General features: G+C 70.2%; 13 protein-coding genes and 1 tRNA gene. 6 read left to right on the top strand and 8 right to left on the bottom strand.

Annotated features, from left to right (window positions below; translation table 11 throughout):
• From nbrcactino_RS16330 to nbrcactino_RS16320, 3 genes are read right to left on the bottom strand one after another with little or no spacing between them, the layout of a single operon-like run.
• Nucleotides 1-1488 carry a pyridoxal phosphate-dependent decarboxylase family protein gene (locus nbrcactino_RS16330; protein WP_161928526.1) on the bottom strand — a complete coding sequence of 496 codons (1488 nt, stop codon included), beginning with the start codon at nt 1486-1488 and terminating at the stop codon, nt 1-3.
• On the bottom strand, nt 1478-2824 hold the full coding sequence (locus tag nbrcactino_RS16325; RefSeq protein ID WP_161928525.1) for an MFS transporter: 1347 nt from the start codon (nt 2822-2824) through the stop codon (nt 1478-1480). Before nbrcactino_RS16325 ends, nbrcactino_RS16330 begins: the two co-directional genes overlap by 11 nt.
• Entirely contained in the window at nt 2821-4728 is a 1908-nt protein-coding gene (locus nbrcactino_RS16320) for an amidohydrolase family protein (RefSeq protein WP_161928524.1), read from the bottom strand. The genes nbrcactino_RS16325 and nbrcactino_RS16320 overlap by 4 nt, the downstream gene beginning before the upstream one ends.
• A 356-nt stretch (nt 4729-5084) precedes the next feature.
• On the opposite strand from nbrcactino_RS16320, the gene nbrcactino_RS16315 reads away from it, so the two are divergent.
• The 3 genes from nbrcactino_RS16315 (at nt 5085) to nbrcactino_RS16305 (ending at nt 8018) form a co-directional block, all read left to right on the top strand.
• Nucleotides 5085-6335 (top strand): lipase family protein, encoded by a 1251-nt coding sequence (locus tag nbrcactino_RS16315; protein WP_161928523.1) that lies wholly within the window; start codon nt 5085-5087, stop codon nt 6333-6335.
• 79 nt (nt 6336-6414) lie between these two features.
• Complete coding sequence (locus nbrcactino_RS16310; RefSeq protein ID WP_161928522.1) at nt 6415-7530, top strand: NAD(P)H-dependent amine dehydrogenase family protein; 1116 nt, start codon at nt 6415-6417, stop codon at nt 7528-7530.
• 2 nt (nt 7531-7532) lie between these two features.
• Entirely contained in the window at nt 7533-8018 is a 486-nt protein-coding gene (locus nbrcactino_RS16305; RefSeq protein ID WP_161928521.1) for a carboxymuconolactone decarboxylase family protein, read from the top strand.
• 16 nt (nt 8019-8034) lie between these two features.
• Here the strand turns inward: nbrcactino_RS16305 and nbrcactino_RS16300 are convergent, their stop codons facing one another.
• Nucleotides 8035-8268, bottom strand: a complete 234-nt coding sequence (locus nbrcactino_RS16300) for a hypothetical protein (protein WP_161928520.1) — start codon at nt 8266-8268, stop codon at nt 8035-8037.
• 42 nt (nt 8269-8310) lie between these two features.
• Nucleotides 8311-10248 (bottom strand): DUF2339 domain-containing protein, encoded by a 1938-nt coding sequence (locus nbrcactino_RS16295; protein ID WP_161928519.1) that lies wholly within the window; start codon nt 10246-10248, stop codon nt 8311-8313.
• A 130-nt stretch (nt 10249-10378) separates the two neighbouring features.
• On the opposite strand from nbrcactino_RS16295, the gene nbrcactino_RS16290 reads away from it, so the two are divergent.
• A complete protein-coding gene (locus nbrcactino_RS16290) occupies nt 10379-11056 on the top strand; it encodes a DUF1361 domain-containing protein (protein ID WP_371864604.1) in 678 nt (225 codons plus the stop codon).
• Here the strand turns inward: nbrcactino_RS16290 and nbrcactino_RS16285 are convergent.
• On the bottom strand, nt 11046-12173 hold the full coding sequence (locus nbrcactino_RS16285) for an alkaline phosphatase family protein (protein ID WP_161928517.1): 1128 nt from the start codon (nt 12171-12173) through the stop codon (nt 11046-11048). The two genes, nbrcactino_RS16290 and nbrcactino_RS16285, sit on opposite strands and share 11 nt — an antisense overlap.
• A 69-nt stretch (nt 12174-12242) precedes the next feature.
• Here nbrcactino_RS16285 and nbrcactino_RS16280 point away from each other — a divergent pair, with 69 nt between their 5' ends.
• Both nbrcactino_RS16280 and nbrcactino_RS16275 read left to right on the top strand, forming a co-directional pair.
• Nucleotides 12243-13319 carry a DUF6670 family protein gene (locus tag nbrcactino_RS16280; RefSeq protein WP_161928516.1) on the top strand — a complete coding sequence of 359 codons (1077 nt, stop codon included), beginning with the start codon at nt 12243-12245 and terminating at the stop codon, nt 13317-13319.
• 4 nt (nt 13320-13323) lie between these two features.
• Complete coding sequence (locus nbrcactino_RS16275) at nt 13324-13671, top strand: iron chaperone (RefSeq protein ID WP_161928515.1); 348 nt, start codon at nt 13324-13326, stop codon at nt 13669-13671.
• Nucleotides 13672-13783: 112 nt separating this feature from the next.
• On the opposite strand, the gene nbrcactino_RS16270 is transcribed toward nbrcactino_RS16275, so the two are convergent.
• Nucleotides 13784-14488 (bottom strand): DUF8020 domain-containing protein, encoded by a 705-nt coding sequence (locus nbrcactino_RS16270; RefSeq protein WP_161928514.1) that lies wholly within the window; start codon nt 14486-14488, stop codon nt 13784-13786.
• A gap of 315 nt (nt 14489-14803) precedes the next feature.
• Nucleotides 14804-14877, bottom strand: a tRNA-Gly gene (locus nbrcactino_RS16265).
• Nucleotides 14878-14924 lie beyond the last annotated feature (47 nt).

The raw sequence follows: 14924 nt of genomic DNA, 5'->3' as shown, positions 1-14924 counted from the left end.
CTACGCGGGGTTGGTGAACAAGGCCAGGAACTCGGTGAGCATCTTCGCCGTGACCGGCCGCGGCAGCGCCTCGACGGCGGCGACGATCGCGGGCATGTCCAGCTCGCCGTCGGCGTCGTGCGGGTCGATCCCGGCCGCGACGAGGAGTTCGCCGGTGACCGCGCTGGGCAGCGCCAACAGGTCGTCGAGGACCGCGTCGCCGGAGTCGAGGGCGGTGGCGAGTGCGGCCAGGGCGGCCGGCGGCTGGGCCGGTGCGGTGCCGCGCACCCGCTGCGCGGCATCGACCAGCGCGGTGGACAACTCGTCGACCACGCGCTCGGTCACCGGGGTCACCGTCAGGTGCGTGGTGGCGGGCAACGCGGTGCCGTCGGGCTGGGCGAACGACGGCTGCAGTTGCAGCTCGAAACCGGCCTCGCCCACGGCCCGGGCCCACCGGTGCGGATCGACCGGCGCCGACGCGGCATCGGCGGCCACCGCGAATACCGGGCCCACCGGATCGCCGACGACGCGCAACCCGTCGATCCCGTCGATGGTCGCGCGCAGCGCCGACGCGGCCCGCGCGATGTCGGCGACCAGCGTGGCGAAGCCGTCGTCGCCGAGATAGTTGACGATGGCCCATGCCGCGGCAAGCCCGGCCGCCGAGCGCGAGCCGAGCAGCGTCGGGTTGACCACCGGATACCCCGGCCAGTCGGTGGTGGCGAAGTACTGCGCGCGATGCCGGTCGCGGTCGGCGTGCAACAGCACCGACGAACCCTTGGGGCTGTACCCGTACTTGTGCAGGTCCGCGGAGATGCTGGTGACGCCCGGCACGGCGAAGTCCCACGGCGCAATGGCCTCGGGCCACCAGGCCAGCGCGAAGCCGCCCAGGCAGGCATCGACGTGCAGCGCGATCCCGCGGTCGAGGGCCAGCGAGGCCAGGTCGGCGATCGGGTCGGCGACCCCGGTCGGATAGTTGGGCGCCGACGCGACGATGAGGAAGGTGTCCTCGCGCAGCGCCGCGGCCACGGCCTCGGGGGCCACCGCCGTGGACTCGGGGTCCACCGGGACGCGGATGAGGTCGACGTCGAGCAGGTGGGCCGCCTTGATGAAGGCGGCGTGGGCGGTGGTGGGTGCGACGATCGAGCCGCGGTCGGTGTGCGAGCCGTGGTCGCGTGCCGACTTGACCGCGAGCAGGCAGCTCTCGGTGCCGCCCGAGGTGACCGATCCGACCGCGTCGGGACCGTGAAAAGCGTTGCGGGCGAAGGTGATCAGCTCGCGCTCCATGATCGCCACCGAGGTGAAGACAGTGGGGTCGAGGCCGTTGACGGGTTGGACCGCGCGGGCGGCGGCCGCGGCGAGCTCGTCGAGTGCGGCCAGCCCGGAGTCGTAGACGTAGGACAGCACCTTCCCGCCGTGGGTGGGGGCGTCGGCGGACCGTAGGTCGCGCAGGCGCGCGAGGATGGCATCGGCGTCGCCGGCGAACGGCGATGGGGAACGGTCAGAGCTCATCGGAGACCTCCGGAGTCGGTTCGGTGTACCGCCGCAGGAGGAGAAGGCTGGCGGCGCCGAGCAGCGCGGGTATCGCGGCGAAGCCTACCGAGATGCCGATCAACGCGGACCCGGGTTGGGCGACGGTCTGGTTGCCGGTCGACGACACGAAGCCGGTGACGGCGAGAACGAGGAGGAAGACGGCGGGACCGAGGGCCAGGGCGACGGTTTCGGCCGCCGTCCACAACCCGGACAAGGACCCGGCCGCCGGTCGGGCGATGCGCCGCGAGTAGGCGTCGAGGACCTCGGGGAGCATCGCCAGCGGGAAGGTCTGCATGCCCGCGTAGCCGGCCCCGGCCAGGCACACCGCGGCGTACACCCAGGGCCCGCTCCACCAGAGGGTGCCGACGAGGGCCAGGGCGCCCACGGAGAACAGGCCGGTGGCCGCGCGCAGTCCGGCGAGCTTGCCGTGTCGTTCGCCGAACCGGTACCACAGCGGCATCACCAGCAGTGCGGGCGCGACGAGCGCGATGAACAGGCCTTGGACCGCCGATGCACTGTCCAGCCGGTAGGTCGCCAGGTATTGCGCCCCGGCGAGCATGACCGCGGTCGCCAGCGCCTGCACGACGTAGACCGCCACCAAGACCCGGTAGCGGTGATCGGTGCGGATGGCCCGGAACGCATCGGTGAACGACGGTGCCGCCCCGTCCCCGTCGGTCGCGTTGTCGGTGCCGAGAGTCGGGCGGCCGGTGGTGCCGAGGGTGGCGATCAGCATCCCGGCGCTGATGACGATGCCGGCCACGATCGCCATGACCGCGTTGCCGTGGGCCTTGCCGACGGCGTCGCGGATCGCCGGCCCACCCGCGCCGAACGCCAGGATGGCGGCCGCGAGCACGGCGATCCGGGTCGCGACGAGGCGCGTCCGCTCGTCGTAGTCGCCGGTCAACTCGGCCGGCAGCGCGACGTAGGGAACCTGGAACAGGCTGTAGGCGACCGCGGTCAGGGTGAAGGCGACCAGCACCCACAGGGCCGACACCCACCAGTCGGTCACCGGCGCGCAGAAGGTGAGGATGAACAGCGGCGCCAAGGCCACCGCCCCGACCAGCATCGCCGCTCGCCGCGACCCGCGGCGGCGCAGAAGCCGGTCGCTGTGCGCACCGATCAGCGGGTTGATCCCCACGTCGACGAGCTTCGGGATGAGGACGACGGCGGCGGCGGCGAGCGCGGGCACCGCCAGCGAGTTGGTGAGGTAGTAGGCGAGCACCAAGCCCGGCAGGACCCCGAAGCCGCCGGTTCCGACACTGCCGATCGCATACGCGCCGACGACCCGGCGGTCCAACCGGCTGCCCGTGGTCACAGGTATGCCTCGAGCCGCTCCCAGTAGCGGGCATAGGCTTCGGCCGCGGAGAACAGGTCGGCGACCAGCGTCGGCCCGTCGCGCCCGGCCTCGATCCGCAGGCTCTCGATCCAATCCGGGAGCAGGCCGTAGTGAGCGGTGCCGTCGGTGTTCACGTCGAAGACCCGTCGGCCGGTGACCTGTCGGCTGATCCGGGTGTGGCCGTCGGCGGCGGTGAACGGATAGCGCACCGGCGAGCGCTTCGCCGACGGGCGGGGGTGGGCTTGTTTGCCCAGCCCGCCCATGTCGGGACCGAAGCCGACTCCGAAGAAGTACCGGGCCGACCGCTGCGACCGCAGCACGCGCCACGCCGACAGGAAGTCCGGCGGCAGGTCGCCGTGGCGTCCGGTCTCCCCGTGTTCGGCCTCGGCGGGAGTGGCGAACAGGCCGACGAAACCGCCCGCACCCAGAATGCGGCGGTAGTTCGTCTTGTCGGTCCACGTGTGCGACGAGACCAGGCCGGGGTAGCGGTGGGCGGCGGCCAGATCGAGGACCGCCGTGGCCGTCTTGACGCTCAGGTGGTCGACGTCGATCGCGAGGCGCCGCGCGATCACCGCGTTCACCGTGTACGCACCGAGCGGGGTGAGTCCGCGGATGTTGCAGCGGCCGCGCGGGTAGCCGAGCACCGGGTTGTCGTGCTGGGCGGTGCGGCACGGTTCCACCTGCCAGGGGTGGCCGGTGGACAGCAGTTGTCCGGCATTGACCGCGGCGCCGGTGGTGCCCTGGTCGAAGCGGGTACCGCCGAGCGCGTTGTCGAACTTGTGGGTGAGGATGAGTTGGCGCACCCCCATCGCCTTCAGTTCGTCGAGGCCGCGGTCGATGTCGGCGCGCGTGCAGTGGGGGCGATCGTTCACCGACCGGCAGCCAAACGGCTCGGAGACTTCCACTCCGAGGGTCACCGCGAGCCGGCCCGCGGCGACGATCGACCGGACCTGCGCGGCACTGGTCGCGATTCGGAAGAAGCCCTTGCCCGGGCCGCCGGCTTGGGCGTCGATGTAGTCCTGCAGGCGGTGCAGCAGCCGGTGCTGGATCCGCACCGATTCCATCTCGTCGCACGGCTGGTTGCGCAACGGGTAGCGCTCGCACAGCACCCGGTTTTGGACGTAGTAGTTGGTGACGACGCGAAGACCGGACCGCCAGGCCCGTTCGATCCAGCGGTAGTAGGTCTGCTCGTGGGTCAGCGAGTCATAGCGCGGCCACCCGGTGAAGGTCGGCCACCCCGACGTGTCGTGCGGGCCCGGTCGCGACAGGATGTGTTCGCTGACGGCCGGCCAACCGTTGGGCTCGTGGTCGGGACAGTCGCGCAGGGCAACGGCGATCCCGTAGGGGCTGAACGGTGCACCGCAGTGCAGCTTCCCGCCGAGGAACTGCCACGACGTGAGGTGCGCATGCGAGTCGACGAAGCCGCGCAGATTCCCGTCGGTACCGGTCCCTTTGAACGGAGCGCCGGCGACGTTCACCTGGGCCTCGGGGAACGGTCGGCATCCGGCGGCGTCGCGCACCCGGACCAGGGTGGCGGCGCCCGTCGCCGACTGCCACCGGGTCGGCCCGCCGTGCCCCGTCTGACCGCCCTGCCCGGTGACGCGCCAGATCGACGCTGGAGACGGCTCGGTGGTCAATCGGGCCTTGCCGGGCGAACCCGTGAGGAACCGGCCGTCGCGGTATGCCAAGTAGGTGCCCAATCCGGCGGCCTTCAACTGGAACCGGCCCGGTGCGAGTCCGTCGAGAGTGGTGCACCGGCCGGTGGCGTCGGACCCCGCGAGGTCGACGACGGGGCGCGGTTCCGGGGCGGCCGACGAGACGGCGGTGGCGGGCAGCGTCGCGGCCACCGCGATCGCTGCGACCATGGTGATGACCCTGCGCATGCCGAGCAGTGTGCCAGCCCCGATCTGCCGCACGGGCCTTGTTTTCATGGTGCGCGGAATTCGGGCACGGCGGTGCGGATCGGACGACGATCCGCGATAGCGATTCGAAACGATGCGTTTCCCAATGGGAATGCCATCATGGTAAAGATGTCATTCACCATTACTGTCTCAGTTTCGTAACTATGAGAATTCGAGTTTCCTAATTCCGTGTTAACCATGGATAACACTGCAGTTCGGCGGCTATTCCGAGGTTGATTGCGCCGGATTTAGCGACATTGTCGGCTTTGACAATGTCAGCTGCGTCACCCACCGTTGATGCTTGGTCGGGGGCCGAGTCAAAGGCGGATGAAACGTTGATGAATGGGTTGAACAAGGTTCGCCACAATCGTGCGGCGGCAGTCCTCGTGCTGGCATTCGCGCTGGTCGCGTCGGGAATCGGCGCCGCCAAGGTGCAGGCCGCACCCGTGGAGCCGGACCCGGCGGCGCTGCCGACGCCACTGCCGGACTCCTTCTACCGCAAGCCCAACAACCTGGACAAGAAGCGCAACGGTGACATTCTCGCCACCCGGTCGCGCTCGAATCCGCAGGGATTCTTCGACATCCGCACCTACCAGGTGAAATTCCGCAGCACCGATTCCCGCGGTGAGCCGATTGCCGCCGTGACCACGGTGCTGGTGCCAAATCGCCGAGCGGCCAATGGTCCGGTGCTGTCCTTCCAACACGTCGTCAACGCCACCGGATTGCAATGCGCCCCGTCGCAGGCCTTGTGGACCACCGACCCGAACCTGACGATCCGCGAGGCGCCCGGGCTGAACATCGCGCTGCAGCGTGGCTGGACCGTGGCGATTCCCGACCACCTCGGCCCGCGCAGCGCCTACGGCGCGGCCAAACTCGGCGGCCAGATCACCCTCGACGGGATCCGCGCGGTCAAGCAGTTCCGGCCGGCGGCAGCCCGACACAGCCGGGTGGCGATGGCCGGTTACTCCGGCGGCGGCATGGCTACCGCGTGGGCCGCAGCGCTGCAGCCCACCTATGCCAAGGACCTCAAGATCGCCGGAGCCGCCTACGGCGGGGTGCCGATGAACCTGGTCAAGATGGCCGAGGGACTCGGCTATGAGAACCCGCACCCGGCCTTCGGGCTCGCGTTCGCCGCCGCCATCGGCATGTCGCGCGAATACCCCGCGGCCATCCCGATGCGCCGCTTCCTCTCCCCGCTGGGCAAACAGATGTACAGCGAGCTGCGCAACGCCTGCACCAACGACATCTTGCGCGTCGGGGCGGGGCACAGCGCCAAGCAGGTCGCGATCGGCGGGAAGCAGATCTTCTACGACCGCACCGCCCGCAGCAAGGTCGAGGAGAACAGCCTCTCGCTCTACCGGGGCGTCCCCACGATGCCGATCTTCGAGTGGCACAGCCCGACCGACGTGCTCATCCCGGTGGCGTCGATCGACTACACCACCCGCCGCTACTGCCGCGCCGGCGTGCGCGTGCAGAGCCTGCTGACCCCGTCGCCGGACCACATGAGTGCGGCGGTCATCGGACTGCTGCCGGCGTTCAACTACCTGCAGGATCGGTTCGACGGGAAGCCTGCGCCCAGCACCTGCTAGCCGGGCGGACGGGTCCCGGCGGTGCCCGCCTGGTTGTTTTGGGCGTGGCGCGCTCGGGTGCCGCATATGCTCGCGAGGTATGGCGAATGAGAACACGTTCCACTCGGTGATCCCGGTCGCCGTGTGGGGCACCGGCAACGTCGGACGGGCCGCCATCCGGGCCGTCGCCGCGCACCCGGGACTGCGGCTCGCCGCCGTGATCACCTCGGACGCGGACAAGGCCGGCCGGGACGCCGGCGAGCTTGCCGGGCTCGATCGGGAACTGGGCGTCGGAGCCACCACCGACGTCCTCGCCGCGCTCGCGGAGGTCGACGCCGTCGCCTATGCGGCATCGGGGGAACTGCGCCCCGATGACGCGGTCGCCGACATCTGCCGCGCCCTGACCGCCGGCGCCGTGGTGGTGACCCCGTCGGTCTACGCGCTCTACGACCACCGCAACGCACCCGTGGAAATGCGCAACCCCGTCGAGCGGGCCTGTCGGGAGGGTGGAGCGTCGCTCTTCGTCAGCGGGATCGACCCGGGCTGGGGCAACGACCTGCTGCCCGTGCTGGCGAGCGGTCTTGCCGCCACCGTCGAGCAGGTGCGCTGCCAAGAGATTTTCGACTACTCGACCTACGACGCCGAGGACTCGGTCCGCTACCTCGTCGGGATGGGCCAGCCGATGGACTATGACCCGCCGATGGTCGCCGCGGGGGTCCCGACGATGGTGTGGGGCGGGCAGGTGAAACTGATCGCCCGGGCGCTGGGCATCGAGGTCGACGAGGTGCGCGAAGTCGTCGACCGGCTGCCCCTGTCGGCCGACGTCACCACCGCGCTCGGCGAGTTCGGCGCGGGCACGCAGGGTGCCTTGCGCTTCGAGGTCCAGGGAATCGTCGACGGCCGACCCGTCATCGTCGTCGAGCACGTCACACGGATCACCGGCGACATCGCGCCGGAGTGGCCGACCCCGGCCGACGGCGGTGCCGGTGCCCACCGGGTGATCATCGACGGCCGGCCGCGGATCGAAATCACCATCGAGGCCACCGACGAGGACGGCAACCGATCGGCCGGTGGCAACGCCACCGCCGCCAACCGACTCGTCAACGCCATCCCGTGGTTGCGCGCAGCGGCGCCGGGAATCTACGACGGCCTCGACGTCCCGCTGACGCCGAGCGCCTACCTGCGCACCGTCGCCGACGAGAAGGTGGAGGCCTGATCATGTTCCTCGACGTCCCAGAAGGAAAGGACCCGATCGCGTACGTGTGGGGCGAGCTCGTCCCCGGCATCGGCCCGGCAGCCGCGACGGCGGCGACCAGCGTCTACGAACACAGCACGCTGCCGCTGCGCGAGTTCGAGGCCGCCCGGTTACGGATCGCCCAGATCAACGGGTGCGTGTTCTGCCAGGACTGGCGCACCGAGCGCGACGGGCAGAAGGTCGAGGCCGGCTTCGACGACGAGGTGCGGCAGTGGCGCACCAGCGGGGCCCTCGACGATCGAGCCAGGATCGCCGCGGAGTACGCCGAGCGCTATGCGCTCGACCACCACGGGATCGACGACGAGTTCTGGTCGCGCATGCGCGCGCTCTACACCGACCGGGAGATCGTCGAACTGTCGATGTGCCTGGGTTCGTGGCTGGCCTTCGGCCGGTTGAACCGGGTCCTCGGGTTGGACACGGTCTGCGTCTTGCCCTCCCATTCCGGGTAGGTGCGACGCACCGGTCCTACTGGGCGGCCGGTTGGGCGACCGGTACCCACTTGACGCCGGAGGCGCCGGTGGAGGTGCAGCGGACTTTCTTCCCGTTCGCGGTGCGGGCGAAGGTGCCGATCTCGGAGACCGAGCAGGACGCGCCGAGCCGTGGGGTGCTGGCCTCGGCCTGAGCGGTGATTCCGGCGACGGTGCCGGCCAGTGCGCCGGTGGCCAGGGCGGCGGACATGATCAGAACGCGCAGTTTCATGGGCCGGAAGCCTAGTGTGTCCGGCGCCGACCGCCCGCACCGTCATCCGATCGGACCACTGCCGAGCGGCGCCGCGGTGGCCGGCTCCTCGTCGGGCCCGGCAGGGTCTCGGGTCGTGAGTCGCTGTGCGTAGGCGACGCCGAGGCCCAGCAGCAGAATCCCGGCGACGAGGAAGGCGATCACCCGGAACACCCCGTCGAGAGCGGCCAGGTCGAAGAGGAACAGTTTCGCCACCGCGCCGGTGATGAGGGCGAGTCCGGCGGCCAGCGAGACCGACCGCGTCGGCCCGTCGAGACGTCGGGACCACAGCAGGGCCGCGGCGGCGCAGGCGAACCAGATCAGCGTGGCCACCGTGTGCCCGGTGCGGAAGCCGTGCACGGAACCGTCGGTCACCAGGGCGGCCACCGCCACGCAGAGTTGGGTGACCAGCCACAGGTTCACCAGGCTTCCGGTGATCCAGAGCCAGTCGTCGCGCCGGGGGAACTCGCGTGCCCAGGCCCAGGTGAGCACGGTGGTTGCAATGATCCCGGCGATCACGCCGAGCAGGATCGACACGCGGACCGCGGTACCCAGATCGGACGGGGCGACGAGCTGCTCGAGTCCGTGGTCGGCCAGCAGGGCCTGCAGGCCGCCGAGGGCGCACAGTGACGCGACGGTGAGGAGCACGCGGCGGAGATCTCCGGCGGCGAGGGCGGCGGTGCCGATCACGATCGCGGCGACCAGGGCGGTCGGCACGGCGAACGCGATGTCGACGGCGATGAGCGCGGTGAACGCCGACAAGATGGCGGCTGCGACGATCCAGGTGGCCCGGGGCCCGTAGCCGATGCTCGCTCGGCCCGTCGTGACCAGTGCGGCGGCGGCGAGGACGGCGGCACCCACGGCCGGCACGATCCACTCCAGGGGGGCGGTGAGCGCGAGCGGGGCGGCCAGCAGCGGCAGGGCGGACGCCGTCGAGACCAGGCCCAGCCAATCCTTCGTCGAACTGCCGGGCAGCAGGAGCAGGGCCGAGCCGACGGCCACCACGACATTGAGGACCAGGGCCAGCGCGACGAACCACGTCGGCATCGAGACCAGGGTCGTCGCCGCAGCCACCACGGGGATCGTCGTCGCAGCGGTGTTCACGGCGTACAGCGACGACCAGTCGCGGCCGACCTGCAGCCACAGGGTCGCGGCCGCGTAGACCAGAAGGAAGGCGATCAGGATCTCGTTGACACCGTTGGTGACGATGGGGGCGAAGACCAGCACCGGGATCGACACCATCAAGCCCAGGGCCAGACTGTTCCACCGGTGCGCGAACCACAGGCCGCCGCCGGCGACCAGACCGCCGACGACCAGTGCCGGGATCGTCGGCAGCCAGTCGTAGATGGCGGCGGCGGCGAGGACGACGAACAGGCCGGTGGCGATGCCGGTGGCCACCAGCGCGACCGCACCGCTGCGCTTGTCGGCCCGTCGGCCGATGAACGCCCCGGTGCCGACCAGGGTGGCGGCGAGCAGGATGCCGCCGGCCAGTCGGATCTCCGGGCGCAGCAGGCCCGCCTGGGCGGCCAGGACCAAGAGCAGCACGACGCCGATCAGGGTGATCCCGACGCCGATAGCGGCGAGCACCTTGCCGATGACACCGCGTTCGGCGGCTTGCGCGAGCCGTTCCGACAGCGGCGTACTCGGCGGGCGGGGCAGCGGCGGTTGGGGAAGGGGCGGTTGAGGCAGGGGTGAGTGGGGAACGGGTTGCGGGGCCATCGGGTAGGGCGGGGGAGGGGCGACGCGGTATCCCGGGGCCGCCGGCCCGTACCCGGCGGGGAGGGTCGGGTAGGGCTGCGCCTGCGGCGGCGGCATGGGCGCACCCGCCGCAGCCGGCGGTGCCGGCGCCAGCGAAGTCGAGAAGGCGGCGAACTCCGCAGTGACGGCGGCGAGGCGTTCGGCGATCGTGCGCAGCTCGGCGCCGATGTGCGCAGCGCGCTGAAGGTCAGGGGTCTCGGTCATAGATCCACCGTCGCAGCCCGTGCGAACAGCCGACACCGCAGAACTACTCATCCGGCCCGGTTTGGCTACGGTGGTCGCCATGACCGCTCCCGTTGACCTGTCGGCCGTCGGCCCGTCGCGATCGACTGCGCTGCCGTACCTGCGTGCACTCGTGATGGTCGCCGCCCTCGCGGGTACGACGGTGCTCACCGTCGTTCTCGGGGTGACCGATCCCGAAGCGCCGCTGTCCTATCCGAGCCGCTTCCTGATCTGGAATCTGTTCCTCGCGTGGATCCCGCTGGTGCTGGCGGTCGGGTTCGCCGCGGTGCGCCGTCGCATCTGGTTGGTGCCGATCGGGATCGCGTGGTTGGCGTTCCTGCCGAATGCGCCCTACCTGGTCACCGATCTGGTGCATCTGCGCGAGGGTTACGAGCTGTGGCGACACGTGCTGCAATACGGCTTCGCCGCGTGGACCGGCCTCATGCTCGGCGTGGTGTCCATGCGGTTGGTGCACCGCCGCCTCACCGTCGAGTTCGGTTCGGTCGCCGGGTGGCTGGCGATGGCGGCGACGGTGGCCCTGTGCGCCGTCGGGGTGGTCATCGGCCGCTTCCAACGGTGGAACTCGTGGGACCTGATCCACCGGCCCGGCGACGTCGTCTCCGCAACCTACGACTGGGTGAGCACCCCGTTCTCCTCGGTCCAATCCACCGGCGTGGGCATCGCCGTGGCCGCATTCCTCGCGCTGGCCTACCTGACGATGTGGGGCTACGAGGCCATCGGGGAACTGCGCTGGCGGACCGGGTCCCGCCGCAACCCGACTACCGGCTAGCGATCAGCGGGACGAGCTGCTCGTCGTCGGTCCACGAGCCGTGGTGCCCGGCCATCGCCGGTTCCAGCGGCTCGTCGGCCGGGCAGACCATCACGGTGTCGGCCTGCGCGGCGACGACGAGGTCGCCGATCCGATCGCGGGCCACCGCGCCCACCGGTGACTGGCCGAACCAGCCCTCGTCGAGGGCCTGTTCCCGCGTGGCGACCCGGGCGCGCGACCCGAGGAGCCCGCGCCACCGATCGGCGACGTCGGACACCGCCCCGGCCGCCGCGTAGACGTGTCGCACGCGGGCCTCGCCGGCGATCAACTCGACGTCGCGGCGAAAAGCCGCCTCGCCGTCGAGGTCGACGACGGTGCCGGCGTTGACCATCCCGTGGTCGCCGGTGACCAACAGCGTCGCGTCGGTGGGCAGGTCGGTCATCAGGTCGGCCACCACCGCCTCGACGCGGGCCAACTCGGCCAGCCATTCGGGTGACTCGGCACCGAATAGGTGGCCGTTCATGTCCAGGGCTGGGTGATAGGCGTAGGCGAATCGGCGGTCGGTGCCGTCGTGAGCGACGACCTCGAGGATTCCGGCGCGGACCGCGGCGAGGTCGTCGGCGGCGTGCAGGGCGCCCTCGGCCCGGAAGGCGGCGCGGGTCAACCCGGAGGTCATCTGGTAGCCGGGCACCACGTAGTGGATGCCGACCCCGTCGGCGGCCAGGTGCTGGACCGCGCTGGTCACCGGTTGGAATTGCTCGGGCGGATGGGTTTGCCGCGCGTCGGGCCCCTCGGCGCCGCCGGTCCGCCAGCGCAATGCGTTGAAGGATTCGCGGCCGTCGTCGGCGGGGAGCCCGAAGCTGTAGCCGATGATCCCGTGCACCGCGCAGGGCGCACCCACCGCCAGGCTGGTGATGCTGGTCGCGGTGGTCGCCGGGAATCCGGCGCGCAGCGTGGCGCGGGCGGCGCCGGCGAGGGTGGGGGCGGTGGCGCGGTGGCGTTCCAACAGCCGCGCGCCCAGGCCGTCGACGAGGAGCACGACGATGTCTCGGGCCGGGGCGACGGCCAAGGGGTTGTCGCCATCGTCGTGCAGCGCGGCGGCCACCGACGGCAACACGTCGGCGAGGGTGTGGGTCACAGTGCTCAGTATGGTCGCGACTGCGGCAGTCTCGTGAAGTCTTGGCCGGGGCTCTGCCAGAGTGGAGGCGTGCATCATCTCGTCAGCAGTGGCCTGCGCGTCGGCCTGGGATCGCTCATCCGCACCGTCGACCGGGCCCAGGCTTCCGACGGTCAACCGTTCACCGACGCCGATCTCCTTGTGCCACATACCGATTCGCGGCGGTTTGGCTGGACCCATTACGGCATCATGATTCCGGACCTGCCCGAACCGCACCGGTTCTTCTCGGTGATGTCCCTCGTCGGTGCGACCGGATCGGTCGCCTTCGACAACGATGCGGCGCTGGTAGCGCCGCCCCGGCGCAACGCCGCGGTGGTCGCCGGGACCGCCGCGTCGTACCCGGACCACTTCGGCAACTACGCGATCGGCGAGACGTTCACGTCGAACCCCGACGGTTCGCTGGTCCGCTTCGGCGACGACCTGACGATCGCCGGCGGGTACCCCGAGTACACGGTCCCCGGGCGGCTCGGCGGAGTCGACGTGGATCTGCAGCTGACGTGCCACGACAAGGTGAACTGGTTCTTCCGCACGCCGGTCTACCGGCACCTGAGCCTGCTCACCGACTACCGGGGGACGTTCACCCACGAGGGGGTGGCCACGCCGGCCGAAGGGATCTGCGCCTTCGAGTACGGCGCCTGCCCGAGTCCGTACGTGGCGCGCAAGACACCGCTGCCGCCGTCGGTGAAAGCTCCGCTGGACTACTTCGTCTACCACATCGTCAACCTCGACGAGAACAACCAGATCCTGTTGAGCCAGTACGGGATTGGCGGTCAACCGCTGATGTCGACGGCGCTGTACTGCTCGCGCACCGTCTACGGCACCCGGTTCGACGACGTGTCCTTCGAGGTGACCTCGCTGCGCGACGAGCCCGCACCGACGCCGTACGGCATCGACATGGCGGTCCCGGCCACGACCCGGTTTGTGGTCCGCGACCGGGGCGGCGACGTGTGGCTGGACCTGCGCGCCGAGATGGACACCCCGTTCACCTACGGGTTGGGCACCGGCTTCGTCAGCGGCTTCCGCCACACCTCGACCTGGCGGGGGCGCGAGATCGCCGGCCGCGGCTATGTGGAGTACATCGACCGCCGCGATGTCGTGCCACGATAGGGCGATGGACAAAGCCGCCGACGTCGACGAGTACCTGACCCGCTTCGACGGGGACACCCGGGCCCGCCTGGAGCGCCTGCGCGCGACCGTGACCCGGATCGCGCCGGATGCGGCGGAATCGATCGCCTACGACATGCCCGCCTACAAACTCAACGGCAAGCCCCTCGTCTACTACGCCGGCTACGCCAAACACATCGGGCTGTATGCGACCCCGAGCGGGCAGGAACCGTTCGCCGACGAGTTGGCCGGGTACAAGCAGGGCACGGGGTCGGTGCAGTTCCCGCTGGATCGCGATATGCCGTGGGACCTCATCGAGCGGATGATCCGGTACCGGGCCGACGAGCTCTCCTGACGCGACGGACGTCCCGGACGGGCCAAACGTTGGATGGGGATGGGCAACGCCGGACGGCAACGGGCCGGGTGCCGCTGCTGCGACACCCGGCCCGCGACTCGAACCCTGTGGACTACGGAGTGGCCATCCACTTCTCGTAGGCCTTGCGGCCCGCACCCTTGTTGCATTCGGTGTAACCGACGATGGTGCCGATGTAGGCGCCGATGTATGCGCCGTAGGCGGCGAAGACCAGCGAGAAGATCACCAAGCCCAGGACGGCGCCGATGACCGCGCCGAGCAGCGCGCCGCCGCCGATGTAGCCCGAGGCGCACGGCCAGTCGGCCTTGAGCTGGTCCCACATCGCATCCCACGCCTGACCCTTGGTCATGCGCTTGGACTTGCCCTTCTTGCCCTTCTTGTCCTTCGGGTGGGCGCTCTTGGGCTTTCCGCCCGTGGGGGCGGCCTTCTGGTTGCCGCGCGGGTTGGTTCCCTTGGACTGCGGCTTCTGCTTCTTCGCGACCGCGACCGGCGTCAGCGTGACCGAGGTGCGGTTGGCGGCCAGGACCGGGGCGACGCGCACCAGGGTGCCTTCGACGGTGGCCGTCAGCGGCACGCGGTCGATGACGCGGCCGGACTTGTCGACGACGGCGAGCACATCACCGGCGGGACGGAAGGTCCCGTTGGTCAGCGTCGCCACGATGGACTTGCCGTTCGGGGTCAGCGAAACGCGACCGGCGTTGTTCTGGATTCCGGTGGCGGGGGTTGCCCCCGCGGTTCCCACCGGCACCACCAGCAGTGTCGCGACGAGCGCGGCAAGCGCTGCCAGAAGTGAACTCAAGACCCTCATCAAACCCTAGACTTTCCTTAGCCTTACCTAATCAATAGCGGCGAGGGGAAGAGTAGTGCGGATTGTCCGGTTTGGCTCCGTGGCGTTGGTCACTATCGCGCAGGGACAAGATTGGCCCCGTCCGCGTGTGAGGACTTCTTGACAACCCGTCAGAGTGAGTGACGTGAGCACTGTATGGATGCCATCAGTTGCCGCCTGGCGGGTAGGGGGCGTGCAGATCGACCTGCATTATTACCCGGCGCGTGTTGCCTCGGAGTGTTGCCACGGACCGATTATCGCACATTTGGCGCTCTGACCAGCGATTATTGGAGCCGATGACGGGAATCGAACCCGCACTCTCAGCTTGGGAAGCTGATGTTCTACCACTAAACTACATCGGCGCATGAGCCCCCGGAGGGGATGCTGCAGCCAACATTAGCAAACCGGA

The organism is Gordonia crocea (assembly GCF_009932435.1).
GTDB classification, from domain to species: domain Bacteria; phylum Actinomycetota; class Actinomycetes; order Mycobacteriales; family Mycobacteriaceae; genus Gordonia; species Gordonia crocea.
The sequence above is the reverse complement of the archived record's forward strand: the minus strand, read 5'-3'. Positions and strand labels throughout refer to the sequence as shown.